The organism is Streptomyces sp. NPDC038135 (assembly GCF_055601245.1).
The window spans coordinates 61932-88606 of record NZ_JBVJXS010000003.1; the positions used below are offsets into that span (position 1 = coordinate 61932).

Sequence of the window (26675 nt, forward strand, 5' to 3'; positions counted from 1 at the left end):
CATGCGCTACCTGTTCGGCGCCACTATGGCGGACTACGTCGTACGGCCGACCGATGGCCTGTGGGGCGTCGCGCCCGGCGTGACCGTCACCTTCTGGAATGCTCCGGTCGGCGGAGTCCAGTACACCGACCTCCGCAACGGCGCCAGCGACTCGATCACCCAGGTCACCACCGATGAGCAAGGGCTCCTGCCGCAGTTCTCCGGCCCTGACGGGGTCACTGGCATGTGGGCGGACGCCGGCGGCTCTTCGCGCGCCTGGTTGGACGCCCATGGCGCGGCCACCCCGACTGTAGGAAAGGGCCTGTACGTGCCGCCCGGTTGGGGTGACTCCTGGAAGGCCAAGAGGGACGCTGCCCGGTCCGGGGGCAAGGCCAAGCTGATGTGCATCGGCGACTCGATCACCTACGGCTACTGGTCCAGCGATCTCCTCAGCAAGAGCTGGGTGGGCATCGTCCGCACCGCCCTGCAGGGCTCTTACGGCGACGGCGGCAGCGGCATGTTCTCCGCCAACCGTTCCGCCGAGTTCATCGGGGCCGGCCGGGACGCGACCGTTGCTCTCTGGCGGGCGAACGGGTCGATCACCAGCACGACGGGCACATGGACGGACACCGGCCTCTTCTACGGGCCCGCCGTCAGCAGCATGTACGCCACCGCTGCCGCCACGGCCACGTTCAAGGTCCGCGGTACCACCGTCAACATCTACACCCTGGCCGGGGTGAACACCCCGAACGCCGGCTACACCTACCAGATCGATGGGGCTGCCGCGGTCGCCGTCGCCGACCCCGGTCTCTCCACCGGCACGGTCCAGGTGAAGACGATCACCGGACTCGCTGCCGGGGACCACACGGTCGTCATCTCGTACAACGGCACGGGCGGGGCCAGGCTCCAGCTCATCGGCGTGAGCGCCGAGAACGCGTCCGGCATCGTCGTGGACAACATGGGCCGCAGCGGGGCGTCTACGTCCACGTTCTTCACCAGCGGCACCGGTAACACCCTGTGGAACGGCGGCTCGAGCAACGCCGCTGATCTGATCATCTACTCGCTGGCGATCAACGACGCCCAGGCCAGCGTCGCGGTCGACACCTGGGTCAGCAACGTGATCTCGACGCTGTCCACCTTCAAGGCAGTCAACGACGGCGCGACCGACTTGCTGTTCCTCTTCCAGCACCGAGGCAACTACACCACCGGCACGTTCTACGGCCAATACCTGACCAGGGCTCGCGGCCTCGCGGAGGCCTACGGGGCTGCACTGGTGAACGTCTGGCCCCTGGGACGCAACTCCTACAGCTACTGGACCAGCCTCGGCTACTGGGGCGACTCGGCCAACGCCGGCGCGCCCGGCACGGACGTCGTGCACCCCTCCGACGCGGGCCACCAGGCCATCGCCGACGCCGTCCTGCCCGTCCTGACTGCCTGAGTTGGAGGCTCGGATGCCACTCACTACGGCCGCCGCACCTCCGGAGTCGAGGCCGGTCCCAGCGCCGATCGCGGTGACGGACGGCTACGGCGTCAGCATCGGCGGCCTCATCCTGCACCAGGTCGACGGCCGCCTCGCGGTCCGCTTGCCCGACGGCAGCGACCGCTTCATCTCCCTCACCGACAGCTAGCGCAAGGGCCCCCAACCCGAGCCCGCTTCGCAGCACACCGCCACCGCCCCGCGCCGACCTCCCGGCCGGGGCCTTCGTCATCCCTGGAGCATCCGTTGAAGCTCGTCACCCGCGCCCAGCTCGGCTGGCCCGCGTCGGCCGCGCCGACACAGACGTCCACCAAGGGCGTCAAGGTCCACTACGAGGGCAGCCCGGTCAGCACCAAGCTGCTCACCGACCACGACGCGTGCATCGCCGAGTGGAAGGCCATCCGCAAGTCGCACCTGGCGAACAAGGCCGAGAACTACAGCGACATCGCCTACAACTACGGCGCCTGCCCACACGGCTACCTCCTTGAAGGCCGCGGCATCGGCAAGCGCACCGGCGCCAACGGCAACCAGCCCCTGAACATCGCGCACTACGCGATCGTCGGCCTGGTCGGCAGCGAGGGCCTGACCAAGCCCACCGACGCCATGCTCGGCGCGATCCGCGACGGCATCGACCTGCTCCGCAAGCACGGCGCCGGAACCGAGATCAAGGGCCACCGCGACGGCTATGCCACCACCTGCCCCGGCGCCGCCCTGTACGCCTGGGTGCAGAAGGGCGCACCTCGCCCGGGCGGCACCACCACTGCCGAGCCGTCGAAGAGCGCCCCGAAGTACGAGCCGTTCCCCGGCGCCACCTTCTTCAGGGCCGGCCGCCGCTCACCGGTCATCGCCGCCATGCACAAGCGCCTGGTCGCCGTGGGATGCGGCCGCTACCAGTCCGACGCCAACGCCGACGTCTGGGGATCTGGCGACGAACGCTCCTACGCGGCCTGGCAGCGCCACCTCGGCTACGCGGGCAGTGACGCCGACGGCAAGCCGGGTCCCACCTCCTGGGCCAAGCTCCACGTTCCCAACGTCTGAGAGGACGCACGCATGAAGATCAGTGAGGTGTTGAAGGCCATCGTCGGCGGCCTGGCGGCAGGAGCCGCTGCGGCAGCGACCGCGGTGCAGGACGGCCAGGTAACGGCCGCCGAGGGCATCACCATCGCCGTGGCCGTCCTCGGCGCGTACGGCGTCACCTGGTACGTGCCCAACAAGCAGACGCCGGGAGACGTCTGATGCGCCCGGCGGCTCGGCGGCTTCGGCAGCAGCTGGGCCGCCGTGGCGCACTCCTGTCCCTGAAGGGCGTGATGGCCGTCTGTTACGGCATGGGCCAGGTCTTCGCGCCGACCGGGGACCGCATCGGGCTGGCGCTGCTGCTGAAGCTGTGGCCGCTCGACGTCTGGGGCTGGGCATGGGCCACCGCCGGTGCCATCGCCCTGGTCTGCGCATGGCTACCGCCTCGCAAGGACTGGCCCGGCTTCCTCGCCGTCTGGCTCATCGCCACCCCCTGGGCGATGGCCTACTTCCTGTCCTGGTGGCCGCTGGACGAGTCACCTCGCGGCTGGGTCGTGGCCTCCATCTTTGGGGCCTGGGGCGGCGTGAACCTGGTGGCCATCGGCTGGGCCGAGCCGCCGCGCGCACGACCGGAGGACCCCGCGTGAGACCTGAGATGCTGACCGCGCTCAGCGCGCTCGCCGTTGCCATCGTCACCGCGATGGGCGGCGTACTCACCACCGTAGTCGGACGTCGTCAACCCCGGTCCCGCGGCGCCGACAGGCGCGACGACTTCACCGCGGTGACCGACAAGCTGAGCGAGCACATCGAGCGGCTGGAGCGCCGCATCGATGAGCAGCAGGAAGAATCGGAGCGGGACCGCGACCGCATGACCGCCCAGGACGTCGCCATCCGCTACCTGGTCGGCTGGGTCCGCGTGCTGGTCGGCTTCGCGCGGCGGGCACAGTTGGAGCCGCCGCCACCGCCCGAACCAGTCCCGGAAGAGGCACGCCCCTACCTGCACGACGTGGGACTCTGAGCCCCGGACCGGCCCCGGTGTGGGAGGCCGGCCCGGGACGCCTGTTCCCGCGCATACGCCCCCGCTCTCCCCTGCACGGGGAGGGCGGGGGCGTTCCGTCATGTCTGCGGGCTGTCCACCACGTAGGTTCCCTTGCCCCGTACCGTCTGGACCAGGCCGCGCTCGGTGAGCAGCTGCACCGCGGCCCGGGCAGTCGGCCGGGACACGCTGAATTCGTCGCAGATGCCGGCCTCGGAGGGAATGCGGCGGCGCGGCGGATAGGTGCCGTCGCCGATGCGGGCAGCGAGGACCGCAGCGATCTGCTCGTAGAGGGGTTCAGGCCCGTCGAGATCCACGGTCATATATCGACCGTAGGAGTCTTACGACAATGCTTCTCGCCAGGTGACGTGACCTGACAGCACCTGACAAGTAGCGGTAGCGTCGAAGCGTGGAAGACCCCCGCGACCGTGCGACCGGCCCGGGGGTGTGGCCGACTATCGAGGGAGAGTCGACATGGCGCACGGTACCGCCGAGCAGCAAGCGCCGGCGAGCCTCACCGTGGACTTCGGTGTGATGTCCATGCTTACCGTCCCCGAGATGAACGTCCTGACCGTTGCGCAGCGACGCGGAGCGCTCTGCGTGTGGTGCCCCGAACGGCTGACTGCTGAGACCGCGATCCCCTTGGGCGACCGCCGGTACGAGATCGACGGCGAGCAGATGACCGGCTTCCCCCGGGCCTGCCGTTCGTGCGGGCGCCGGGCCGCCATCCGCGAGGCTCGCGTCCACCCGCTGGACTGCCCGGTGTGCCAGGTGGCACCGCAGGACTGCCGCGAGATGGCGGCCATCAATCGGCTCGCCTCGGATGGCTGCTGATGAGCGCCACTGACCCAGGCTTCGCCGCTCTCCGCGCGGCCGGCTATTGCGGGCACAAGCACCCGAGCAGGACGGCGCACTGCACCAGGCCGCCGGGGCATCGCGGGAAGCACGGCAGCTACTACATCGGCCGCCGGGACCCCACGGACGCGGTAGGCCTTCAATGGCCATAGACCTCCGGCTGACTCTCTGACGGCGAATCGGGAGTCAGCCGGAGATAGCGGCCGCCCTGCGCCCCCGTCGCAGGGCGGCCCCACCAACCCTCCCCCGGGGGATGCTGCGGCCCAGCCGGACGCCGATCCGGCTGGGCCGCAGTGCTTCTTCCGTGGGTGACCGATCGACTCTCGGGCCAGCTTCGGGCCAGCAGACAGCCTTGAAGCCCCGTCAGAACGGCAACACCCCCAGCTCGGAGGCCTCTGAGCTGGGGGTGTTCCTGTAGGCCCTGTGGGACTCGAACCCACAACCAATGGATTAAAAGTCCACTGCTCTGCCAATTGAGCTAAGGGCCCAGGCGATGTTGCCTGTCCGAGCATAGCCGGACGCGGCCGGGTCTCCGATCGGGTATCGGCGACCCGGCCGCGTCGGGTGGGGGAGGTGACTAGTTCTCGACCGTTCCGGCCGGCTCGGGGGCGCGGGTGACGGCCGGTCGCAGGAACCAGTGGCGGGCCGAGGCCAGCCACCAGGTCGCGGCGAAGCCCAGCACGACGAGGACGGCGACCGGGGCGTAGTTGAAGGTCTTCCAGGTGACCGGGGAGACCTGGGGGAGCATGAACAGGACCGTGATGACCGCCACCCAGGTGACGGAGACCAGGCCGACGGGGATCGACCAGCGGCCCAGGTGCCACGGGCCCCGCTCGAAGGCCGCGCCCCTGCGGACCCGGAGGAAGGTCGGGACGACGTAGGCGATGTAGAGGCCGATGACCGCGATCGAGGTCACCGCCGCGTAGGCCGTGGAGTTGATGAGGTAGGGCAGACCGAGGGCGAGGGCGCCGAGCGCGGCCAGCCAGACCGCCGCCACGGGGGTGCGGGTGCGGGGGCTGACCGTGTGCCAGACGCGGGAGAAGGGCAGCGCGCCGTCGCGGGAGAAGGCGTAGATCATGCGGCTGTTGGCGGTCACCGAGGCCATTCCGCAGAAGAGCTGGGCGCCGATCACGACCAGGAGCAGGAGCTTGCCGGCCGTGGCGCCCAGCGCGTCCAGGAGGATCTGGGCCGGGGGCGCGCCGGTCGGGGAGGCCAGCTCCTTGTCGTACGACTGGATGGCGAAGGTGAAGCCGAGGAGCAGGACGAAGCCGGCGATCCAGGAGGTCCAGATGGAGCGGACGATGCCCTTGGGGCCCGCCGTCGAGGCGTCGTGGGTCTCCTCGGTCATGTGGGCCGAGGCGTCGTAGCCCGTGAAGGTGTACTGGGCCATGAGCAGGCCGAGCAGGACGACGTAGAGGCCGCTGCCCCAGCCGGTCTCGTTGACGAACTTCGTGAACACGAAGGACGCCGTCTGGTGGTGGTCCGGGACGAGGGCCAGCGCGCCGACGATCACCGCCACGCCCAGGACGTGCCACCAGACGCTGACGCCGTTCAGGAAGGCGACGATCCGGACGCCGAAGGTGTTCAGCAGGCCGTGCAGGAGCAGGATCGCCGCGAAGAGCAGGACGGTGCGGCCGGGGGTCACCTCGAAGCCGAACTGCAGGTTCAGCCAGGCGCCGAGGAAGGACGCGGCGCCGAAGTCGATGCCGGCCGTCACCGCCACCTGGCCCAGCACGTTGAACCAGCCGGTGAACCAGGCCCAGGCCGCCGCCGACCGGGGCGGCGCCAGGCGGTGGGCCCAGAAGTACAGGCCCGCCGACGTCGGGTACGCCGAGCAGATCTCGGCCATCGACAGCCCCACGAACAGGGTCATCAGGCCGACCGCCACCCAGCCCCAGGTGATCACCGCGGGACCGCCGGTGACCATGCCGAACAGGTACAGGGTCAGGCAGCCGGACAGCACCGAGATGATCGTGAAGGACACGGCGTAGTTCGAGAACGCCGACATACGGCGGGCGAGGACCTGGGTGTAGCCGAGCTGGGCAAGCCGTTCCTCGTCCGACGGCCCGTCCGTGCCACTCGTCGCTATCGCGTCTTCTGTCATGCCCCCAGCGATTCCCTTTCGCGCCCCGTGACATGCGTCACACGGATGTCGCCCTGGCGTGGATCCGGGTGTCGTCGGTGGGGTGCGGTGCCGTCAGGGGCTGTGCAGGGTGTGGGGCACCGCGGGGGCCTTGGTCTCCACGAGGATCTGGCAGGAGAGGCCGCAGACCAGGAAGGCCTCCAGCAGCAGGGGCGGAAGGCCGCCGCCGGCCAGGCCGAGGAGGGTGAACGCCGCGGCCAGGCCCAGGCGGGACCAGGCGCGCAGATCGCCGCCGAGACCGACGTTGAGCAGGTGGATGCCGCCGACGCCGAGCAGGAACACGGCCATGCCGAAGCAGAGCACCGGACCGCCGTCCAGCGCCGGGTGCCCGTGGCCGCGTGCGTTGGCGGCCTGCGCGGCGAGCAGCCCGCCGACGCCGGTCACCGTGATGCCGCCGTGCACGAACAGGTGGCCGTACACGTAGGCCTGGCCGGTGAGCCGCCACTGGCGCAGCGGTGAGGGGTCGACGTGGTCGAAGACCAGCCACCACTGGCAGGCGGCGATCAGGAAGGAGCCCGCGACCACGGCCATGGTCTCGGCGCGCAGCCCGCTGGCGGCGATGCCGATGGCGTTGAGGGCGACGACCTCGCCCAGCACGATGATGGTGAACAGGCCGAACCGCTCCGGGATGTGCGAGGCGTTGAACGGCACCCGCGCCACCGCCGAGGCGGACAGGATCGGTGTCAGCAGCTCGGCCAGCAGGCCGGCGCCCCACAGCAGGTAGCAGTGGGGCGTGGGCAGCAGCGCCGACACCCCCCAGATCGCCGCGCCGAGCCCGTACCCCTGGAGGAAGCGTGTGGTCAGGGTCCGGGCCCGGGGCACGTGGTAGTGCGCCCGCAGGTAGAGGCCCAGCAGGATCAGCCGCACCAGGAAGTAGCCGAGGGCGAAGCGTTTCGCTCCGGCGGTGCCCGTGAACGCCCGGGGCACCGCCACGGAAACCGACAGCACCGCCATCATCGCGACGATCATGATGAGCCGGTAGATCCGGTCGTCGTTGTCGAAGCGGTCGGCGTAGAAGGAGTAGCCGACCCAGGCCCACCAGATCGGGACGTACAGCGCCCCGAACCGCAGCACGCCCGCCCAGGTCGGGGCGTGCAGCAGGACCTCGGTGAGCTCGGCCACGGCCACCACGAAGACCAGGTCGAAGAAGAGCTCCAGGGGTGAGGCGGCCCGGTGGTGCCCCTCCTCGGGCACCCTGAGCCGCACCCGCCCCCGGTGCAGTCGCACCTTGCCGGTGTAGGTGCCGCGCGCGACGCCCGCCTCCGGCGCGCCCACCCCCCGCATGCCGGTCAGCCCCCGGCGACCTGGGTGTGGGCGTCGTCGTGGTAGCCCTTGATCTCGGTGATCAGGCCGTCGTCGCCGACCCGGAAGGTGTCGATGCCGCGGTCCTCCACGACCCCGCCGTCCTTCTTGTGGGCGGTGATGTGGAAGGTGAACGCGGCCTCGTCGCCGCTGACCACCACGTCGGTGACGCGGAACTCCACCCGGTCGACGACCTCGAAGACGCCGTCGAAGAAGGCGGTCACCGCGGCCCGGCCCCGGTTGGCGGGCGCGCCGACCGGCTCGTGCTGGACGACGTCCGCGGCGAGCAGGGCGGTGAACCGCTCCCGGTCCCGCTTGGCGAAACTCTCCGCGTACCCCTCGACGGCGGCGCGGATCTGCTGCTGGTCTGGCATGACTTCTCCGTACGTAGGTGTCGGGCGGTGCGTGCGGGGTCAGGCCTGCGCCTCCACCTCGCGGACGAAGGCGGCCATGAAGTCGCCGGTCACCTGGGGGTGCTTGGCGGTGATCAGGTCGCCGTCGACCACCAGGTCGGCGGTGCCGCCGTCCGCGTAGACGATCTCGGCGCCGGCGTTCTCCACGTCGCAGACGATGTTGTGCGCGCAGGTGACCCTGCGTCCCTCGAGCAGGGCGCGGTCGGCGCACAGCAGCCACAGCGAGTGGCAGATGGCGCCGACCTTGAGGCCCGGCGCGGCCATCGCGGCCCGCAGGAACTCCACCGCGGGCGCCTTGTTGCGGCTGCCCGGGCCCGGCACCTCCACCTGGTAGCGCAGCCGGTCCATGGCGTACGCGCCGATCAGGACCACGCCCACGTAGTCGGCGAGGTCCAGCGCGGAGACCTCGCGGGTGACGGTGACGTGCTCCTCGACACGGCCGTTGTCGGGGTTGCTGCCGAACGTGAGCGAGGGCTGCCCCCACAGGTGGGAGACGTAGTCGACGGCGTACCCGCGCCCGGGGAAGTACGCGTTGAAGTCGCGGAACTCCGACGGGTCGAAGTGCTCCTCGATCAGGACCGCGATCCGGCCCTTGGCCGCCGGCACCGGGTCAGCCGCCCAGACCGAGCGGGCCGAGGAGCTGGCGCGGGTCGAAGAAGGCGTGGACCTCCTTGATGCGCCCGTCCTCGATGCGGAAGATGTTCGCGCCGCGGACCGTGATCGGCTCGCCGGTGGGGGCCACGCCCATGAACACGCCGAGGTGGGTGCCGGTGATGGTGAAGGACGCGGCGACCTTGTCCCCCTGCTCCAGCAGCTCGTCGATGGTGAAGACGCGGTCCGGGAAGCCGCCGTACCAGCGCAGCGCGAACTCCTTGTACGCCGGCAGGCCGTGGATGCCGTCCGGGGAGATCGGGTTGTCGAAGACCACGTCGGGGGCGAGGATCTCGTCGGCGATCCGCAGGTCGCCGGGAGCGGTCAGGAACTGCTCGTAGTAGGTGCGGACGAGCTTGGAGCCCTCGTCGGACACTTCGGCCATGGGGTCAACTCCTCAGTCTTGGCGGGGATCACGGGCCCGGACCGCCGCCGCCGGAAGGTCGCGCGGCGGTCCGGGGCCGTCCGGTGGCTCAGGCGTCCGCGAGGAACCACCCGGCGGCGCGCTCACCGATGACGTAGCAGGTCAGGTTGGGGTTGGCGCTGACGTGCGTGGGCATCACGGAGGCGTCCACCACGCTCAGGTTCTCGATGCCGTGCACCCGCAGCCGCTGGTCCACGACCGCGCTCTCGTCGCCGCTCGGGCCCATCTTCGCGGTGCCGACCGGGTGCCACAGGGTGGCGGAGTTCTCCCGGATGTAGCGCAGCAGCTCGGTGTCGTCGTCGACCTGGGCCTGCGTGAGCTTGTCCGACAGACCGCTGGAGAGGTCCCTGATCTGCTTGGAGTTGGCGATGTCCCAGGCCAGGCGGACGCCGTCCAGGGCGATGGCGCGGTCGGCGTCGGTGCCGTAGGAGTTGAGGAAGATGTCCGGCTGGACGGTGGGGTCGGCGCTGCCGAGCGACACCCGGCCGCGGCACTCCGGCTTCTGCAGCACGCTCATCACGCTGATCGGCCGGTGGGTGACCGGGACGTAGCGGCTGACGAAGTACATCTGCATGTCGTTGAAGTGCTGCGAGCCCGGGTTGGTGTAGCGGACCAGGACCTGCACGTCCGGGTCGTCGGGGTCGGTGACGCCCTCGCGGGGCAGCAGGCCGACGGTGATCTGCTGGTGCTCGATCAGGTTCTCGCCGACGTTCGGCTGGTCCAGGACCACCTCGATGCCGAGGGCGCGCAGCCGCTGCTCCGGGCCGACGCCGGAACGCAGCAGGATCGCCGGGGAGTTGAGGGCGCCGGCGGAAAGGGTGACGTGGTCGGCGTACACCTTCTCCAGCCGGCCGCCGGTCTCCACCTCGACGCCGACCGCCCGGGTGCCCTGGAAGAGCACGCGGTGCACGGTGGCGCCGGAGCGGATGGTGAGGTTCTTCCGGCGGCGGGCCTCGGTGAGGTAGGCGACCGCGGTGGAGACACGCAGGTCGCCGCGGCGGTTCATGGGGATCGGGCCGACGCCGGTGGACTCCGGGTCGTTGTGGTCGGCGACGTAGCCGAAGCCCTGGTCGATGCAGGCCTCCAGGTAGGCGGCCTGGAACGGCACGAGCTGGTCGCGGGTGTGGCGGACGATCGGGGTCGGGCCGTTCTTGCCGTGGAACGGTCCGTCGAAGTCCTGGTCGTCCTCGATCTTGGTGAAGTACGGCAGCATCGAGCGCCACGACCACTCGTCGTTGCCCAGGTCGGCCCACTCGTCGTAGTCCGCCGGGATGCCGCGCAGCGCGATGGCGCCGTTGACCGCGGAGCAGCCGCCCGCCACCTTGCCGCGGGCGTAGGTGAGGGACCGGCCCGGCACCGCCTCGGCGCTGTAGCCCCAGTCGTGGTCCTCCACGGAGACGGTGCGCGCGTTGGTGATGTCACCGGGGATCTCGGAGACGTCCGCCCAGTCGGGCCCGGCCTCCAGCAGCAGGACGCTGACGCCGGCGTTCTCGGTGAGTCGGCTCGCGAGCACGGCGCCCGAGGAGCCCGCGCCGACGACTATGTGGTCATACTTCATGGGTTCTCCCTCTTGGGACCGCTACCGGGGCCGGGTTCACAGACCCGGGAACTCATCGGTCTCGATCCAGGTCTCGATGGCCTGCTTCTCCGCGAGATCGACGTACTCGTACCGGACTCCCAGGGCGTCGGGCTCCGTGATGATCCAGCCGGGCGTGGCGCCCTCCGCGCTCCGCGAGGCCGCCGCGACGCCGATGCCCTCGGCCGCGAGCGCCCCGAGCCGGCCCTCCATGTCCGGCTCCCAGAGGCCGAGGTAGAGGATCCGGCCCTCGTTGGCGGTGGAGAAGATCCCCTCGTCCCCGTCGGCCTCGATCAGCTCGTAGTACGGCGGGCCCTGTTTCGAGAAGGCGACGTGCACGACCTGCTCGTGCGGGTGCGGGTCCTCGAGTCGCGGATTCGTCACGTGCGCGGGCTTGGTGAATTCCAGGCCGTGCGTCCGCTCGTAGTACTCGATCGCCTTCTCCAGATCGGGCACGACCACGCCGATGTGGAAGTAGGGCTGCTCGCTCATGTCCGCTCCCTGTGATTCCCGTTCACTCGTCGACCGGGTCGTACGCGTCGAGCTGCGGCGGCCGTGCGAGGTACGTCAGCATCTCCGGGACGATTTCCTTGAGGTATTCCTTGGCGCTGTGTTCGGCGAGCGCCGCGTCGTCCACGTACTGCTCGACGACCAGGTACCTGCGGGGGGTGGTCCGGTGCCGTACGAACTCGAACACCGGGGTGCCCGGCTCGTTCGCCCGGACCTGCCGCACCAGGAGCTTCAGCACCTTCTCGAAGGGCTCCTCGCTGCCCTCGGCGACGTCCAGGACTGTGGTGCACGTGATCACTGGTCCTCCAGTTCCGCTCGGCGGGCGGGGCCTCAGTGCAGCGGCGGGAGCAGGATGTCCGCCGTCTCGTCCTGGATCTTGGCCTCGGCCCCGGGGTACGCGAACAGCTCGGTGCCCAGCTCGCCGAACAGGGAGTAGCCCTCGGCGGCGCGGGTGTCGAACCACATCGACATCTCGTGGCCGACCTCCTCGCCGAACAGGTGGTTGACCATCGCGAGGGTGCCGGCGTTGATCGAGGCGGCGCCGGCGGTGGTCCAGATGCGGTCCTCGGGCGCGCCGAGCCACATGCGGCGGGGCTCCACCACATTGGCGCCCTCCTCCTTCAGCCGCCGGGAGATGGGCGGGCTGCAGGTCACCGGGGTCTTGCCGAGGATGCCGGCGCGCTGCAGGATGCCGACGCCGACGCAGTTGGCCCCGATGAACTTCCCGTTGACGTGGTGGTGGCGGATGGTGTCGAGGATCCGCTCGTTCTTGGTGGCGGCGCCGGAGCCGCGGCCGCCGGGGACGTACAGCACGTCGTACAGGTCGTCGTCCCGCAGTACCGCGTGCGGCTCGACCCGGGCGCCCATCTGCATGGTGACCGGGCCCTCCTCCAGGGCCACCAGCTTGACCTCGATGTCCTCGCCGGCCGTCTCCTTCAGGTAGACCGCGACACCGATCATGATCTCCCAGGGGATGATGGTGTCCGACTCGCTGCACCGGTCGTACGCGAGCACCGCGATGCTCTTGATCTCAGCCATGGATTGTTCTCCAGTCCGCTCCGGGATTACCGGACCGCGGCATTCGCCGAACTCGGCGGCCTGCGCGGAATTTCCGGCTTCTGGTGGCGAAGCTAGCGCGCCCGGGAAAGGGCCCAGGAGCCTTCGGCGGATACTTTCTGAACTTCCGGCCGGGGCGTACGCAAGGCGCTTTTCCGCGACTCGCGAATACTTTCTGAACTCGCCGCGCAATACGCGGTGGGGGGCACCGGAGCGGTGGCCGCCGGGGACGGACGGGCGGCGGCCGGCGGTAGGACGGTCGGATCAATCACGCCCGCATCCGGCCGAGTTCACGAAGTAGAGGTGGGTTTCTGGCCGCACGCGCGGGCGCCCACAAGCCTGGCGGCATGACATCTGAGAGCTCTGAGCTGCTGACCCGGCCTGCCGGCGGGGGCCGGCAGGCACGGCGGAGCGCGGGGACGGCGGGTCGCTTCTTCGGCATTGTCGTGGGCAACTTCCTGGTCCTGCTCGACGCCTCCATCCTCAACGTGGCGGTGCCGGACCTGCGTGACGATCTGCACGCCTCGGCCAGTGCGCTGCCGTGGACGGTGGACGCCTACACCGTGGTGTTCGCCGGCCTGATGCTGGCCGCGGGCTCGATCGCGGACCGCTTCGGACCGCGCCGGATCTACCGCGCGGCCCTGATCTCGTTCGGCGTCGTCTCGGCGCTGTGCGCGGCGGCGGACTCCGCCGGCATGCTCATCGCCGGGCGGGCCCTGCTGGGCGTCGCCGCGGCGGGCCTGGTGCCGGCCTCGCTAGCCCTGCTCGCCGGGCTCTACCCGGACCCGGCCAAGCGCTCCCGCGCCGTCGGCGCCTGGGCCGCGATCAGCGCGCTCGGACTGGTCTCGGGGCCCGTGCTCGGCGGGGCCCTGGTCGCGCTCGGCGGCTGGCAGCTCGTGTTCCTCGTCAACCCGCCGATCGCGCTGATCACCGTGGTGCTGGCGCGGTCGCTGTCGGCCGACCGGCCCACCGCCCACCGCCCGATCGACTACCCCGGCCTGCTGCTGTCCATCGCCGGTCTGGGCGCGCTCACCTTCGGGCTCGTCGACGGCGGCACCGACGGCTGGGGGCGTGCCGTGCCGGTGACCGCCCTGGTGGCCGCGCTGCTGGCCTTCGTCCTGCTCGCCGTCGTGGAACGCCGCGCCGCGGACCCGGCGCTGCCGCCGGCGCTGCTCTCGCTCTCCCGGGTGCGGGCCGACCTGGTGGCGGGCTCCGCCGCCTCCTTCGCCTTCTACGGGCTGCTGTTCGCCATGACCCAGTGGATGGTCGAGGACCGGGGCATGTCGGCGCTGCGGACCGGGCTCGCGTTCCTGCCCATGACGCTGCCGCTCGCCGTCCTGCCGTTCTTCACCGGCCGGCTGGTCGCGAAGACCGGCACCCGGCCGCTCATCCTGTTCGGCCTCACCGCCGGCGCCGTCTCCGGCCTGATCCTCTCCTTCTCCGGCACCGAGACCCCGCTGGCGCTCCTCGTCGCCGCCCAGATCGCCCTCGCGCTGTGCGCCACCACCGCGATCCCGGCCTCGACGGCCGACATGGCGACGGCCGCGCCGCAGCGCTTCGCCGCCACCGCCCAGGGCGCGCTGAACGCCTCCCGCCAGGCCGGCTCGGCTCTCGGCGTCGCCGTGCTCGGCACGCTCGGCCCGATGCACCGGATCGGCCTCGGCGTCGTGGCGCTCGGCGTCGGCTCGGTCCTCCTCGTCGGCCTGCTCGGCCGGGCGAAGCCCGCGCAGGACGCCTGACCGGCCCGACCGCACTCCCCCGCCCGCCCTCACCCTGCTGACACGTTGAAAGGAAGCGAGCCATGACCACCGCCCAGGACGAGACCGTCTCGGCCCCGGTCCGGCGCAACGTCGCCTGGATCCGCTCCGCCCTCCAGACGGCGATCGAACTCGAGCACTCCACCCTGCCCGTCTACACCGCGGCGATGCTCTCGCTCGAGGTGCAGAACTTCACCAGCTACAACACGATCCGCAGCGTGCTGATGGAGGAGATGGTGCACATGTCCATCGCCGCCAACATGCTCGCCGCGATCGGCGGCCGGCCCCGGATCAGGAACCTCGACCCGAAGTTCCCCTCGCACGGCCTGCCCGGCGGCGTGGAGCCCGACCTGCACCTCGGTCTGGCCCGGCTCTCCAAGCCGCAGCTGCGCAACTTCATGCGGCTGGAGTCCCCGCTGTTCCTGCTCCCGGAGGAGTACGGCCACGAGGACTTCCCGACGATCGGCAAGCTGTACGCGCAGATCAGGGACGCCATCGTCGCCAACGCCGCCGAACTGCGCGCGGCGGTGCAGGGCGGCGGGGTCGCCAACCAGGTCGGCGACAACATCGGCTTCAAGACCATCGTGCCGACGCCCGGAGTGGACCCGGTGGACCAGCTGCTCGAGGGCATCGACGAGATCCTGCAGCAGGGCGAGGGCGCGGCCAGCGGCACGATCCGCACCGGCGCCGCCTACCAGCACGAGGAGTCTCACTACGGGAAGTTCGCCGAGCTCTGGTACGGCCGCACCTACCGCGAGCCGGAGCCCGCGGTCGAGCTGACCCCGGAGACCGAGGCCGTGCACTTCCAGGGCGCTCGGATCGACTGGCCGTCGGTGATCAACACGCTCGCGGTGCCCGCCGACGGCTACGACAAGCTGCTGGCCGAGGACCCGGACGGCAAGGAGGTCGCCGAGGCGCTGCTCGTCTTCGACCAGGACTACAGCGACATGATGGCCCACCTCGACGCGATGTGGAACGGCGACCCGGACCAGCAGTGGCCGACCTTCGGCGAGGCGGTCCACAACATGATGAAGCTGCGGGTGTTCTCCTCCTTCACCTTCATGCAGCGCCGGATCCCGCCGGAGCTCGTCGACGACCTGCCCCGGCTGTACCCGGCCGAGTTCGGCTTCCTGCACACCTACACCGACCTCGACAAGCCGGTGTTCTACGGCCCCCGCTTCCGCAATCTCAACGCCGCCCAGGCCTGAGCGCCCCGCAGGAGAGTCACCATGCCCCGTACGAAGAGGGTCCTCATCGTCCTCACCAGCCACGCCGAGCTGGGCGGCACCGGCCGCGAGACCGGCTTCTACCTGCCCGAGGTCGCCCACCCCTGGCGGGTGTTCACCGAGGCGGGGCACGGGGTGGACCTCGTCTCCGTGCGCGGCGGCCGGCCCCCGGCCTCCGGGACCGACCTCACCGACCCCGTGCAGAAGGCGTTCCTCGCGGACCCGGAGATGGCCGGGAAGCTCGCCGCCACCCCGCGGCCCGAGGACGTGGACCCCGCCGCGTACGACGCCGTCTTCTTCGCCGGCGGCCACGGCACCATGTGGGACTTCCCCGGCAACCCGGCGCTGTCCGCGCTGGCCCGCGACGTCTACGAGGCGGGCGGCGTGGTCGCGGCGCTCTGCCACGGGCCGGCGGCCCTGGTCGGGGTCCGGCTCTCCGACGGCCGCCCGCTGGTCGACGGCAAGCGGCTGACCGCGTTCAGCAACGCCGAGGAGGCCGCGGTCGGCCTCACCGGCGTCGTCCCGTTCGCCCTGCAGACCGCCCTGGAGGAACTGGGCGCCAAGCACGAGGCGGCGCCCGAGTTCACCGCCCACGCGGTGACCGACGGCCGCCTGGTGACCGGCCAGAACCCGGCCTCCGCCACGGACACCGCCATGGCGACGGTGCTGGCCCTGGCGGCCACGTGACGACGCACCCGGCCGCGGGCGGCGCCGCCGCGGGTGGTCCGGGCGCCCCCGTCGCGGGCGCCCGGACCGCCGCCGTGCCGGCGCCCGCGCCGCCGCGGCCCCCGGCGCCGGACCCGTACGCGACGGGCCGCGCCCGCTGGCTCGTCCTCGCGGTCGGGCTGACCTGCACCTTCCTCGTGGTCGGCGGGGTCTCCATCGCCAACCTCGCCATGCCCTCCCTGCAGCGGACCCTGCACGTCGGCTTCGGCGCCGTGCAGTTCGTCGTCGCCGGGTACGGGCTGGTCTACGCCGTCTTCCTGATCACCGGCGGCCGGCTGGGCGACGTCCTGGGCCGCCGCCGGGTGCTGCTCGCCGGCCTGGTCCTGTTCACCGCCGCCGTGCTGGTCAGCGGGCTCGCCCCGGACGCGGCCGTGCTGATCGGCGCCCGGCTGGTGCAGGGCTTCGGCGCCGCGCTGATCTACCCGCAGATCCTGTCGATCATCCAGGACACCTTCGACGGCGCCGAACGCAACTTCGCCCTCGGCCTGTTCGGCGCCACCATCGGCGTCGCCATCGTCGTCGGCCAGCTCGTCGGCGGCGCTTTGATCCAGCTCGACATCGCCGGGCTGGCCTGGCGGCCCGCGTTCCTCGTGCTGGTCCCGCTCGGCACCGCCGCGCTGCTCACCGGCCGCCGGGTCATGGCGCCGGACCGGCCGGCGGGCCGCCCGCACATCGACCTGGCCGGCACCGGTCTGCTCGGCGGCGCCCTGCTGCTGCTCGTCCTGCCCCTGCTGATCGGACCGGGCACGGGCTGGGCCTGGTGGAGCCTGCTGATGTTCGCCGCCGCAGTCCCGGCGTTCACCGTCTTCGTCCGCTACGAGCGGCACCTGGACCGCACCGGCCGCACCCCGCTGCTGCGCCCGTCGCTGTTCCGGCAGCGCGCCTTCGGCACGGGCATGGCCATCGGGGTGCTGTTCTTCATCACCATCGTCGGCCTGGCCGTCTACACCTCGCTGACCTTCCAGGTCGGCCTCGGTCTCGACCCGCTCCAGGCGGGCCTGGCCTTCGCGCCGGTCGGTGTCGCGTTCTTCGCCTCGTCCCTGCTGGTGCCCCGGCTGGTGCCGCGGCTCGGCAGGTCCGTGCTGGTCATCGGGCACGTCCTGCTGCTCGGCGGGCTGGCCGCCGCCTGGGCCGTCGTGCACGCGGCCGGCTCCGGCCTGTCGGCGGGCGAGCTGGCCCTGCCGCTGCTGCTGGTCGGCACCGCCCAGGGGCTGACGATGTCCCCGCTGATCGGGGTCGTCCTGACCGGCATCCGGGCCGACGACAAGGGCTCCGCCTCGGGCGCCCTGACCACCGCCTTCCAGGTCGGCCAGGCCCTCGGCGTGGCCGGGATCGGCACGGTCTTCTCCGTCCTCGGCGCCCGCCCCGGCGTGGCCGGTGCGTCAAGCCGTTACCAAGTCGCCTTTCAATCCGCCCTGTTGGTGATGGCCGCACTTACGCTGGTCTCGTTCGTCCTGGTATTCCGGCTTCCGAACCCGCACGACAGCCGGCCCCACCACCACTTCCTGTGGGTGCGGCACGGCCGCCGCACGGGCCTCGCACACGCCTTGTACCTGCTGACCGGCGGTCACGCGGTGGGCCGCCGGCTCGGCCACTGGTTCCACCACCACGAAGGGAAACACTGATGCGTCAGGTCGCTCTGGGCAGCCAGGGACTGCGGGTATCCGCGCAGGGTCTCGGCTGCATGGGCATGAGCCAGTCGTACGGAGTAGGCAACGACGAGGAGTCGATCAGGACCATCCACCGGGCCCTCGATCTGGGCGTGACCCTGATCGACACGGCCAACGTGTACGGGGCGACCGGCCTGTACGGCATCGGCGCCAACGAGAAGCTGGTCGGCTACGCGCTGCGGGAGCGCCGGGACGAGGTCACCCTCGCCACCAAGTGCGGCATCGCCGACGTGCGGCCCGGCGCCGGCATGGAGCTGCGCGCCGACCCCGACTACATCCGGCGGTGCTGCGACGAGTCGCTCCAGCGGCTCGGCGTGGACCACATCGACCTGTACTACCTGCACCGGATCGACCCGAAGACCCCCGTCGAGGACTCCATCGGCGCCTTCGCCGACCTGGTGAAGGCGGGGAAGGTCCGCTACATCGGGGTCTCCGAGGTGTCCGCGGACGAACTCGAACGCGCCCACGCCGTGCACCCGGTGACGGCCCTGCAGAGCGAGTACTCGCTGTGGAGCCGCGAGATCGAGGCGGAGGTGCTGCCCGCGGCCCGCCGGCTGGGCATCGGCGTGGTCCCGTTCTCGCCGCTCGGCCGGGGCTTCCTGACCGGCGCGGTCACCAGCCGGGACACCATGGCCGCGAACGACATGCGCCGCAACCTGCCGCGCTTCTCGCAGGACAACCTCGACGCCAACCAGAAGGTCGTCGACGTCATCCGGGACATCGCCGCCGGCCACGAGGTGCTGCCCGGCCAGGTCGCGCTGGCCTGGGTGCACGCACAGGGCCCCGAGGACATCGTGCCGATCCCGGGCACCAAGCGGACGAGCTACCTGGAGCAGAACACGGCCGCCGCCGATCTCACCCTGACCGACGACGACCTGTCCCGGCTGGCCGAGGCGGCCGCCCGCATCCAGGGCGCCCGCCGCTGACCCGCTCCCCCCCGCCTCAGTCCGCCTTCAGCTCCGGCGGATGCAGGAAGTAGTTGGCGGCCGACGCCGCCTGCGCCCCCTCGTGGACGGCCGACGTCACCTGGTGGGAGTGCAGCGCGGTGAGGTCGCCGGCCGCGTAGACGCCCGGCACGCTCGTCTTCTGCTCGGAGTCCACCTCGACGTAACCGGTGGGCGCGAGCCGGACGCCGAGCTGCCGGGCGAGCGTGGTCTCGGGGGTGGCGCCCTGGATGGAGAACAGCGCGTCCAGTGCCAGCCGGCGGCCCCCGCGGGTCACCACGGCGGTGAGCAGTCCGCCGGCGCCCTCCACCTCCCCGATCCGGTCGTGCACCACGGGGATGCCGGCGCCCTCCAGACGGCGGCGGAACTTCGGGCTGATCTCGTCGCTCGCGCTGTTCGTCAGCAGCCGCACCCGGTCGGTGAGGCTGTGCAGCTGCATCGCCTCGCCCGCGGCCGCGTCGGTGTGCCCGGCGACCAGGATGCTGCGCCCCCGGTTCTCGTAGCCGTCGCAGGTGATGCACCAGAACATCGACCGGCCCACGTACGACTCCCAGCCCGCGAAGTGCGGGAAGTGGTCGAGGACGCCGGTGGCCAGCACCAGCGTCCGGGCCCGCCAGGAGTGCCCCTGGGAGCGGACCGTGAAGCCGCGCTCCGCGTCGCCCTCGGCATGGGTGATCAGGTGGTGCGCGATCCGCGCGTTGGCGTACCGGCCGAGCTGCTCCCGGCCGAGCTTGCGCAGGTCGACGGTCGGGATGCCGCCCGGGAACCCCAGGTAGTTGTGGTTGGTCTGGTGGTGCGTGGAACGCCCGTGGCCCGTGTCGAAGACCAGGACCTCGCGGTTGTAACGGGCCAGGTAGAGCGCGGCGGACAGCCCGGCGGGGCCGCCCCCGACGACGACGGCGTCGGCATCCTGCATGGTCCTCTCCCCCTTCTCAGGTCGTGCGGCTGAGTTCCCCGGCCAGCTCCAGCTCCGCGTGGACCGCGCCGAGGCAGCGGTTCATGACCACGCGCAGTCCCCCCGCCACGGCGATGTCCCGCGCCTCGTCGGAGACGATGCCGAGCTGCAGCCACAGCGTCCGCGCCCCGATGGCGACGGCCTCCCGGGCCACGTCGGGGGTCTCGGGCGCCGGCCGGAAGACGTCGACCACGTCGACCGGCTCCCCGATCTCGAGCAGCGAGGCGAAGGCGGGCCGGCCCAGCACCTCGCGGTGGTAGGGGTTCACCGGGATCACCCGGAAGCCCTTGCGCTGGAGGTAGGCCGGGATCTCGTGCGCGGACTTGCCCTCCTCCACCGAGGCGCCCACCACCGCGATGGTGCGCGCCCCGCCCAGGATCCTGAGGTACTCGTCCCACAGGTACTCGCCCACGGTCATGTCCCCTCGTCGTGTCGTTCGCCGCCCGCGGCCCGGTGCCGGGGGCGCAGCCAGATGACGCCGAGGGGCGGCAGGGTGACCTCGACGCTCCACTCCTGGCCCTGCCAGGGCACCGGACGGGCCTGCGCAGGCTCGGAGTTGAGCACGCCCGAACCGCCGTAGCGGGCCGCGTCGGTGTTGAGCACCTCGGTCCACTCGCCGCCGCCCGGCACCCCGATCCGGTAGCCGTGGCGCACGCTCGGCCCGAAGTGGTGCACGCACACCAGCGGGCCGCCGTCGCCGTCGTACCGGACGAAGGAGTACACGTTGTCCTCGGCCGCGTCCGCGTCCAGCCAGGCGAAGCCGCGGGGGTCGGCGTCCAGGTCCCACAGGGCGGGCAGCCGCAGGTACAGGGCGTTGAGGTCGCGCACCAGGTCCCGCACGCCCGCGTGCGCGGCGTCGGCCGTGGCCGCCCAGTCGGTCCCGGTGTCGTGCGACCACTCGCTCTCCTGCGCGAACTCCTGTCCCATGAACAGCAGTTGCTTGCCGGGGAAGCCCCACATGAAGGCGAGGTAGGCCCGCGCGTCCGCGAACCTGCGCCAGCGGTCGCCGGGCATCCGGCCGAGCAGCGAGCCCTTGCCGTGCACCACTTCGTCGTGGCTGACCGGCAGCAGGTGGTTCTCGGCGTACGCGTACACCATGGGGAACGTCAGCGCGTGGTGGTGGTGCTGCCGGTGCACCGGGTCCCGGCCCATGTAGCCGAGGGAGTCGTGCATCCAGCCCATGTTCCACTTGAACCCGAAGCCGAGCCCGCCGTGGTCGGTGCGCCGGGTCACCCCGTCCCAGGCCGTGGACTCCTCGGCGACGGTGACCACGCCGGGGCAGCTCCGGTACACGGCGGCGTTCATCTCCTGCAGGAACTCCACCGCCTCCAGGTGCTCCCGGCCGCCGTAGGCGTTGGGCAGCCAGCCGCCCTCGGGGCGGGAGTAGTCGAGGTAGAGCATCGAGGCGACGGCGTCCACCCGCAGCCCGTCGACGTGGAACTCGGTGCACCAGTACAGGGCGTTGGCGACCAGGAAGTTGCGGACCTGATCACGGCCGTAGTCGAAGACGAGGGTGCCCCAGTCGGGGTGCTCGCCGCGCCGCGGATCGGGGTGCTCGTACAGGGTCGTGCCGTCGAAGCGGGCCAGCGCCCAGTCGTCCTTGGGGAAGTGCGCCGGCACCCAGTCGAGGATGACGCCGATGCCCGCCCGGTGCAGGGCGTCCACCAGGTACCGGAAGTCGTCGGGGGTGCCGAGCGCGGCCATCGGCGCGTAGTACGAGGTGACCTGGTACCCCCAGGAGCCGCGGAACGGGTGCTCGGCGACGGGCAGGAGCTCCACATGGGTGAAGCCCAGCGCCTTCACGTAGCCGGGCAGTTCATCGGCCAGCTCGCGGTAGCCGAGGCCCGGCCGCCAGGAGCCCAGGTGCAGTTCGTACACGCTCATCGGCGCCCGCTCGGCGCGCCGGCTGCCGCGCCGCGCCATCCACTCGCCGTCCGTCCACCGGTGGCGGGAGGTGAAGACGGCGGAGGCGGTGCCGGGCGCGGCCTCGGCCGAGCGGGCCAGCGGATCGGCCTTCTGCCGCCAGGTGCCGTCGGGCCCCAGGATCTCGAACTTGTACCGGCAGCCGTCGCCCACACCCGGCACGAACAGCTCCCACACGCCCGAGGCGCCCAGGGAGCGCATCGGGTGCCCGGCGCCGGCCCAGTGGTTGAAGTCCCCGACCACGCGCACGGCGCGGGCGTTCGGCGCCCACACCGCGAACGCGGTGCCGGTGACCGACCGGTGCTCGCACACCCGGGCGCCCAGCACCGTCCACAGCCGCTCGTGCCGGCCCTCGGCGATCAGGTACAGGTCCAGCTCCCCCGGCACCGGCGGGAAGCGGTACGGGTCGTCGGTCTCGCACTCGCAGTCGGCGTACCGCACCCGCAGCCGGTAGTCGGGCACGTCGTCCGGGCCGCCGGGCAGCAGGCCGGAGAAGACGCCGCCGCCCTCGTGGCGCAGCTCGGCCAGCACGTTCCCGGCCGGGCCGACGGCCGACACCGCCTCGGCGAGCGGCTTGAGGACGCGCAGGGTCACGCCCCCGGGTCCCGGGTGCGGGCCGAGCAGGGCGTGCGGGTCGGCCGTCTCCGACGTGGTCAGGCGCTTGAGGTCGGTGGCCGTCGGCCGGGCCGGGGCCGGGCGGACGGGGTGGGGGGAGACCGGCGGGTTCACGAGAGGTGCGTCCTGTCCGTGATGATGTGGGCGACCTGGTCGCGGGGGTCGAGGCGTACGTAGTTGTCGCGGCCCCAGCGGTACGTCTCGCCGGTCAGCGCGTCGTGCGCCTCGAAGGTGTCGGCGCGGTCCAGACCGAGGGCGGGGAGGTCGAGGTGGACGGTGGCCTCCCGCACGGTGTGCGGGTCGAGGTTGAGGACCACCAGCACCCAGTCGTCGCCGGCCCGCTTGGAGAAGCAGACGACGGCGTCGTTGTCGGCGCGGTGGAAGCGCAGGTTGCGCAGCCGGCGCAGCGCGGGGTGCTCCCGGCGCAGCCGGTTGAGGGTGGTGACCAGCGGGGCCAGGGTGTCGCCTGAGGCGTCTGCGGCCTTCCAGTCCCGGGGTCGGAACTGGTACTTCTCCGAGTCCAGGTACTCCTCGCCGCCCGGTCCGGCGGGCACGTTCTCGTACAGCTCGTAGCCCGCGTACATCCCCCAGGCCGGGGCCGCCGTCGCGGCGAGCACGGCCCGCACGGCGAAGGCCGCGCGGCCGCCGTACTGCAGGAAGGCGTTGAGGATGTCGGGGGTGTTCACGAAGAGGTTCGGGCGCAGGTAGGCCGCGCTCTCCTCGCCGCCCAGACCGGCCAGTTCGGAGAGGTAGGACTCGACCTCCTCCTTGGAGTTGCGCCAGGTGAAGTAGGTGTACGACTGGTGGAAGCCGATCCGGGCCAGGCCGTGCATCATCGCGGGCCGGGTGAACGCCTCGGCGAGGAACAGCACGTCGGGATCGGTGGTGTGCACCTCCTCGATGAGCCGCTCCCAGAACCGGACCGGCTTGGTGTGCGGGTTGTCCACGCGGAAGATGCGCACGCCGTGCGCCATCCAGTGGCGCAGCACCCGCAGGCACTCCGCGTACAGCCCCTCGGGATCGGCGTCGAAGTCGAGCGGGTAGATGTCCTGGTACTTCTTCGGCGGGTTCTCGGCGTAGGCGATCGACCCGTCGAGCCGGTGCCGGAACCACTCGGGGTGCGCGGTGACCCAGGGGTGGTCGGGCGAGCACTGCAGCGCGAAGTCCAGCGCCACCTCCAGGCCCAGCTCACCGGCCCGCGCGACGAAGTGGTCGAAGTCGTCGAGGGTGCCGAGGTCGGGGTGGACGGCGTCGTGGCCGCCGGCCGGGGAGCCGATCGCCCACGGTGATCCGGGGTCGTGCGGACCGGCGGCCAGGGTGTTGCCGCGGCCCTTGCGGTGGGTGGTGCCGATCGGGTGGACCGGCGGCAGGTACACCACGTCGAAGCCCATCGCGGCGACCGCCTCGAGCCGCTCCGCCGCGGTGCGCAGGGTGCCCGAGCGCGGCGGTTCCAGCACGCCCTCGGCGTTCACCGTCTCCGCCACGGCGCCCTCGGAGCGCGGGAACAGCTCGTACCAGGCCCCGTACAGCGCCCGCTCCCGGTCGACGCGCAGCGGGAGCTCCTCGGAGCGGGTCACCAGCTCGCGCAGCGGGCGGGCGGCCAGTACCTCGGTGACCTCGGCGCCGAGTGCGGCGGCCAGCCGCTCGTCGGGGCCGAGGGCGCCGTCCGCGAGCCGGGCCCGGGCCGCCGTCAGCACCTCGCGGGCCCGCCCCTCGTCGGACGGCAGGGCGTCCAGCGCCCGGTCGAGGAGCCGCGCGCCCTCCGCGAGGACCAGCTCCACGTCGATCCGGGCCGGGATCTTGATCCGGGCGGTGTGCCGCCAGGTCGCCACGGGATCGCTCCAGGCCTCCACCCGGTACGTCCACTCGCCCTCCCGGCCGGCCGCGACCTGCGCGGCGTAGCGGTCGGTGCCCGGCGCGACCAGCCGCATCGGCGTCCAGGGGCCCGGCACGCCGTCCGGGCCGGTCAGGACGACGTTGGCGGCGACCGCGTCGTGCCCCTCCCGGAAGACCGTGGCGGACACCTCGAACAGCTCGCCCGGCACGGCACGGGCGGGACGGCGGCCCGCGTCCACCTGGGGGCGGACGTCCCGCACGGGTATCCGGCCGACGGTGGGCGCCGGGCGACGGACGTCGGGCTTGCCTCGCATGGTCATGCCTCCTGGCACCTGGGTGCGGTCGTGAACCCGGCTGTGGCGGGCGCCGGGGGTGTCGGGGTCTCGGGGTCCCGGCTGGGGCGGGCGTCGGGGATCTCGGGCCCGGCCGTGGTCGGCGTCGGGGTCCGAGCCCCGGACATGGCGGGCGCCGAAGTCGGGCCCGGGCGTGCCGGGTCCCCCAGTCGGGGTCCGGACGTGGGGGGCCGTCGGGGTCAGGGGAGGGAAGGGGGGTGTGGCGGGGGGCGGCGCAGGGCCGTGGTGCCGTTGCTGACGTCGGTGATGATGCGGCGGTAGCCCGCCACCAGCGGATGGTGCGGATAGGCCGTGCTGAACAGCCGCTCCCCGGCCAGCGCCGCCATCTCCGGGGCGTACGGCAGGGACACGGTGACCGGGGCGCCGAAGGCGTCCGCCACCCTCGCGCGCAGCGGCTCGTGGGGCGTGCCGGACGGCACCAGGTTCACCGCGACGCTCAGCCGTCCGCAGCCGAGGCGCTCGGCGAGCGACTTGGTCTCGGCGGCGCCCGCCATGTCCAGCCGGTCCGCCCGGGTGACCACCACCAGGGCGTCCGAGCTGGCCATCGAGGTGACCGTCTCGTTGTTGAACCCGGCGTGGGTGTCGAGGAGCAGCACGTCGAGGGCGAGCGAGTCGATCAGCCGGTCGAAGCCCTCCCGGAGCAGGCCCACGTCGTAGCCGCGGCCCAGGATCTCGTTGATGACGCCGGCCCGGCTGCGGGCCGGCACCACGAAGAACCCGTCGTGCCCGGCGTCCGCCTCGGCCGGATAGGCGGCCTCCTCGATCTCGCAGCGCCCGATCAGGTAGTCGCTCAGGGAACGCCGGACGGTACCGAGCGCGTCCCCGAACATGACGTCCAGCGCCGGGGTCTGGATGTCGGTGTCGACCAGCGCGACCCGGTGGCCCGAGGAGGCCAGGAGCACCGCCAGGTTGGCGGCCGTGCTCGACTTCCCCGTACCGCCCCGGTACGAGTGCACGGTGATGATCTGGGACATGGTCTCCACCCGGGGTCCTGCGTCAGGAGGCGCGCCGGTGCACGGCCATCATGGTGATGTCGTCCGACTGCTCGGCGGGTCCGACGAACTCGTTCAGCACCCCGTCCATGTGGTCGAGGAGTTCCTCGCCGCGCACCGCCGCCCCGGTGAGCTGGCTGAGCATCAGCTCGTTGCCGAAGAACCGGCCTGAACCGGACCGCGCCTCGGTCACCCCGTCGGTGTAGATGAAGAGCGTGTCGCCGGGGCTGATCTGCGCGTATCCCAGCGAGAAGGTGACGTCGGGGATGACGCCGACCGCCGGTCCGGTGGGTTCCAGCAGCACCGGTTCGGCGCCGTCGGCGCTCACCAGCACCGGCGGGTTGTGGCCGCCGTTGATGTAGACGAGGTTGCCGGTCAGCGGGTCCAGGACGCCGAAGAACAGGGTGGCGAAGTAGCCCTGCCGGATGTGGTTGCGGGTCAGGTAGTTGTTGGTGCCCACCACCGCGTTCAGCAGCGGCGTCGCCCCCACGACGGGGATCGCGCGGGTCTGCTCCTCCCAGACGGTGGACTCGTTCAGCACGTCGGCCGCGATCAGGCTCTGCAGCCCGCTCTGCTCGGCGGTGTGCCGCAGCAGGCTGCGGATCAGCGCCATGAACAGGGCGGCGCCCACGCCCTTGTCGCAGACGTCTGCCACCACCAGCGCCAGCCGGCGCCGGTTGACCAGTTCGAAGACGTCGTAGAAGTCCCCGGCGACGGTCCGGGCCGGCCGGAAGCGGACGTCGATCTCCCAGTCGTCGGGACTGGGCAGGGTGTCCGGCAGGAAGCCGAGCTGTATCTCCCGGCCGATCTCCAGCTCCCTCTCGTAGCTGAGCAGTTCGGCGTGCGCGGCCACGTCCTGCAGGGTGCGGCTGAACTCGGTGCGCTCGTGGCAGTCGCGCAGCCGGGCGCGGACCAGTTCGGGGTGGAACGGCGGCACCAGGTAGTCGGCGCCCGCCTGGACGTGCCCGCCGAGCAGATGCAGGTCGTGGTCGGCGTACGCCACCACGGTGGGCTGCCGCCCCTCGTCGTCCAGCCGCCGTACGACCGCCTTCACCGTGGCCGGGGCGAGCCGGGCGGACACGAGCAGTACGTCTGTCTCCCCCAGCTCGCCCGGCGCCTGTGCGAGGGTCTCGCCGGGCGTGCGCCGGCTGACCTCGAACCGCAGCTCGCGCAGCGTCGCCAGCAGCTCGTCCGGGGCGCGGCGGTGTTCGTCAAGGAGCAACACCTTCGTGTGTGACATCT

General features: G+C 71.9%; 28 protein-coding genes and 1 tRNA gene. 12 read left to right on the plus strand and 17 right to left on the minus strand.

The window, feature by feature from the left end:
* The first annotated feature begins 1 nt into the window (after position 1).
* The 6 genes from ACZ7JA_RS08665 (at position 2) to ACZ7JA_RS08690 (ending at position 3488) form a co-directional block, all read left to right on the plus strand.
* The gene (locus ACZ7JA_RS08665) at positions 2 to 1417 is read left to right on the plus strand and encodes an SGNH/GDSL hydrolase family protein (RefSeq protein ID WP_470807763.1); all 1416 of its coding nucleotides are present in this window, start codon (positions 2 to 4) and stop codon (positions 1415 to 1417) included.
* A 13-nt stretch (positions 1418 to 1430) separates the two neighbouring features.
* Positions 1431 to 1607 (plus strand): hypothetical protein, encoded by a 177-nt coding sequence (locus ACZ7JA_RS08670; protein ID WP_470807764.1) that lies wholly within the window; start codon positions 1431 to 1433, stop codon positions 1605 to 1607.
* A 95-nt stretch (positions 1608 to 1702) separates the two neighbouring features.
* Positions 1703 to 2494 (plus strand): peptidoglycan-binding protein, encoded by a 792-nt coding sequence (locus ACZ7JA_RS08675; protein ID WP_470807765.1) that lies wholly within the window; start codon positions 1703 to 1705, stop codon positions 2492 to 2494.
* A gap of 12 nt (positions 2495 to 2506) precedes the next feature.
* Complete coding sequence (locus ACZ7JA_RS08680) at positions 2507 to 2692, plus strand: hypothetical protein (RefSeq protein ID WP_470807766.1); 186 nt, start codon at positions 2507 to 2509, stop codon at positions 2690 to 2692.
* Positions 2692 to 3117, plus strand: coding sequence for a hypothetical protein (locus ACZ7JA_RS08685; RefSeq protein ID WP_470807767.1), 426 nt, complete (start codon positions 2692 to 2694; stop codon positions 3115 to 3117). Before ACZ7JA_RS08680 ends, ACZ7JA_RS08685 begins: the two co-directional genes overlap by 1 nt.
* Positions 3114 to 3488, plus strand: coding sequence for a hypothetical protein (locus ACZ7JA_RS08690; protein WP_470807768.1), 375 nt, complete (start codon positions 3114 to 3116; stop codon positions 3486 to 3488). The genes ACZ7JA_RS08685 and ACZ7JA_RS08690 overlap by 4 nt, the downstream gene beginning before the upstream one ends.
* A 98-nt stretch (positions 3489 to 3586) precedes the next feature.
* Here the strand turns inward: ACZ7JA_RS08690 and ACZ7JA_RS08695 are convergent, their stop codons facing one another.
* On the minus strand, positions 3587 to 3829 hold the full coding sequence (locus tag ACZ7JA_RS08695) for a GntR family transcriptional regulator (protein ID WP_470807769.1): 243 nt from the start codon (positions 3827 to 3829) through the stop codon (positions 3587 to 3589).
* Positions 3830 to 3980: 151 nt separating this feature from the next.
* On the opposite strand from ACZ7JA_RS08695, the gene ACZ7JA_RS08700 reads away from it, so the two are divergent.
* On the plus strand, positions 3981 to 4340 hold the full coding sequence (locus ACZ7JA_RS08700) for a hypothetical protein (RefSeq protein WP_470807770.1): 360 nt from the start codon (positions 3981 to 3983) through the stop codon (positions 4338 to 4340).
* 436 nt (positions 4341 to 4776) lie between these two features.
* On the opposite strand, the gene ACZ7JA_RS08705 is transcribed toward ACZ7JA_RS08700, so the two are convergent.
* The 10 genes from ACZ7JA_RS08705 to ACZ7JA_RS08750 all read right to left on the minus strand — a co-directional run bounded on the left by ACZ7JA_RS08705 (position 4777) and on the right by ACZ7JA_RS08750 (position 12418).
* Positions 4777 to 4849: transfer RNA gene (locus ACZ7JA_RS08705), tRNA-Lys, on the minus strand.
* Between the two features lie 89 nt (positions 4850 to 4938).
* A complete protein-coding gene (locus ACZ7JA_RS08710) occupies positions 4939 to 6465 on the minus strand; it encodes an amino acid permease (RefSeq protein ID WP_351661321.1) in 1527 nt (508 codons plus the stop codon).
* 93 nt (positions 6466 to 6558) lie between these two features.
* Positions 6559 to 7788, minus strand: coding sequence for a low temperature requirement protein A (locus ACZ7JA_RS08715; RefSeq protein WP_351661324.1), 1230 nt, complete (start codon positions 7786 to 7788; stop codon positions 6559 to 6561).
* Positions 7789 to 7793: 5 nt separating this feature from the next.
* Entirely contained in the window at positions 7794 to 8180 is a 387-nt protein-coding gene (locus ACZ7JA_RS08720; protein WP_351661327.1) for a nuclear transport factor 2 family protein, read from the minus strand.
* A 39-nt stretch (positions 8181 to 8219) separates the two neighbouring features.
* Positions 8220 to 8825, minus strand: a complete 606-nt coding sequence (locus ACZ7JA_RS08725) for a DJ-1/PfpI family protein (RefSeq protein WP_351661330.1) — start codon at positions 8823 to 8825, stop codon at positions 8220 to 8222.
* Positions 8826 to 8829: 4 nt separating this feature from the next.
* Positions 8830 to 9255 carry an ester cyclase gene (locus ACZ7JA_RS08730; RefSeq protein ID WP_470807771.1) on the minus strand — a complete coding sequence of 142 codons (426 nt, stop codon included), beginning with the start codon at positions 9253 to 9255 and terminating at the stop codon, positions 8830 to 8832.
* An 88-nt stretch (positions 9256 to 9343) separates the two neighbouring features.
* Positions 9344 to 10852, minus strand: a complete 1509-nt coding sequence (locus ACZ7JA_RS08735; protein ID WP_389451669.1) for a GMC family oxidoreductase — start codon at positions 10850 to 10852, stop codon at positions 9344 to 9346.
* Positions 10853 to 10888: 36 nt separating this feature from the next.
* On the minus strand, positions 10889 to 11362 hold the full coding sequence (locus ACZ7JA_RS08740) for a VOC family protein (protein WP_393432853.1): 474 nt from the start codon (positions 11360 to 11362) through the stop codon (positions 10889 to 10891).
* 22 nt (positions 11363 to 11384) lie between these two features.
* Positions 11385 to 11678, minus strand: coding sequence for a putative quinol monooxygenase (locus ACZ7JA_RS08745; RefSeq protein ID WP_351661341.1), 294 nt, complete (start codon positions 11676 to 11678; stop codon positions 11385 to 11387).
* Positions 11679 to 11710: 32 nt separating this feature from the next.
* Positions 11711 to 12418 carry a DJ-1/PfpI family protein gene (locus tag ACZ7JA_RS08750; RefSeq protein WP_351661344.1) on the minus strand — a complete coding sequence of 236 codons (708 nt, stop codon included), beginning with the start codon at positions 12416 to 12418 and terminating at the stop codon, positions 11711 to 11713.
* Between the two features lie 365 nt (positions 12419 to 12783).
* Here ACZ7JA_RS08750 and ACZ7JA_RS08755 point away from each other — a divergent pair, with 365 nt between their 5' ends.
* The 5 genes from ACZ7JA_RS08755 to ACZ7JA_RS08775 all read left to right on the plus strand — a co-directional run bounded on the left by ACZ7JA_RS08755 (position 12784) and on the right by ACZ7JA_RS08775 (position 18741).
* Positions 12784 to 14175 (plus strand): MFS transporter, encoded by a 1392-nt coding sequence (locus ACZ7JA_RS08755; protein WP_351661347.1) that lies wholly within the window; start codon positions 12784 to 12786, stop codon positions 14173 to 14175.
* A gap of 62 nt (positions 14176 to 14237) precedes the next feature.
* Complete coding sequence (locus ACZ7JA_RS08760) at positions 14238 to 15401, plus strand: ferritin-like domain-containing protein (protein WP_351661350.1); 1164 nt, start codon at positions 14238 to 14240, stop codon at positions 15399 to 15401.
* A 21-nt stretch (positions 15402 to 15422) separates the two neighbouring features.
* Positions 15423 to 16106, plus strand: coding sequence for a type 1 glutamine amidotransferase domain-containing protein (locus tag ACZ7JA_RS08765; protein ID WP_470807772.1), 684 nt, complete (start codon positions 15423 to 15425; stop codon positions 16104 to 16106).
* Positions 16103 to 17770 carry an MFS transporter gene (locus tag ACZ7JA_RS08770; RefSeq protein ID WP_389306343.1) on the plus strand — a complete coding sequence of 556 codons (1668 nt, stop codon included), beginning with the start codon at positions 16103 to 16105 and terminating at the stop codon, positions 17768 to 17770. Before ACZ7JA_RS08765 ends, ACZ7JA_RS08770 begins: the two co-directional genes overlap by 4 nt.
* Positions 17770 to 18741, plus strand: coding sequence for an aldo/keto reductase (locus ACZ7JA_RS08775; protein WP_351661357.1), 972 nt, complete (start codon positions 17770 to 17772; stop codon positions 18739 to 18741). The genes ACZ7JA_RS08770 and ACZ7JA_RS08775 overlap by 1 nt, the downstream gene beginning before the upstream one ends.
* Before the next feature lie 16 nt (positions 18742 to 18757).
* Here ACZ7JA_RS08775 and ACZ7JA_RS08780 read toward each other — a convergent pair whose 3' ends face one another.
* From ACZ7JA_RS08780 to ACZ7JA_RS08805, 6 genes are all read right to left on the minus strand, one after another.
* The gene (locus ACZ7JA_RS08780) at positions 18758 to 19675 is read right to left on the minus strand and encodes an NAD(P)/FAD-dependent oxidoreductase (RefSeq protein WP_351661359.1); all 918 of its coding nucleotides are present in this window, start codon (positions 19673 to 19675) and stop codon (positions 18758 to 18760) included.
* A 16-nt stretch (positions 19676 to 19691) separates the two neighbouring features.
* Complete coding sequence (locus ACZ7JA_RS08785; protein WP_450745996.1) at positions 19692 to 20132, minus strand: CoA-binding protein; 441 nt, start codon at positions 20130 to 20132, stop codon at positions 19692 to 19694.
* Positions 20129 to 22366 carry a 1,4-alpha-glucan branching protein GlgB gene (gene glgB, locus ACZ7JA_RS08790; protein WP_470807773.1) on the minus strand — a complete coding sequence of 746 codons (2238 nt, stop codon included), beginning with the start codon at positions 22364 to 22366 and terminating at the stop codon, positions 20129 to 20131. The genes ACZ7JA_RS08785 and glgB overlap by 4 nt, the downstream gene beginning before the upstream one ends.
* Positions 22363 to 24408 (minus strand): alpha-1,4-glucan--maltose-1-phosphate maltosyltransferase, encoded by a 2046-nt coding sequence (locus ACZ7JA_RS08795; RefSeq protein WP_389306336.1) that lies wholly within the window; start codon positions 24406 to 24408, stop codon positions 22363 to 22365. The genes glgB and ACZ7JA_RS08795 overlap by 4 nt, the downstream gene beginning before the upstream one ends.
* 212 nt (positions 24409 to 24620) lie before the next feature.
* Complete coding sequence (locus ACZ7JA_RS08800; RefSeq protein ID WP_351661366.1) at positions 24621 to 25415, minus strand: MinD/ParA family ATP-binding protein; 795 nt, start codon at positions 25413 to 25415, stop codon at positions 24621 to 24623.
* A 22-nt stretch (positions 25416 to 25437) separates the two neighbouring features.
* Positions 25438 to 26673: a PP2C family protein-serine/threonine phosphatase gene (locus tag ACZ7JA_RS08805; RefSeq protein WP_351661368.1), complete on the minus strand. Its 1236-nt coding sequence runs from the start codon at positions 26671 to 26673 to the stop codon at positions 25438 to 25440.
* Positions 26674 to 26675: the final 2 nt, after the last annotated feature.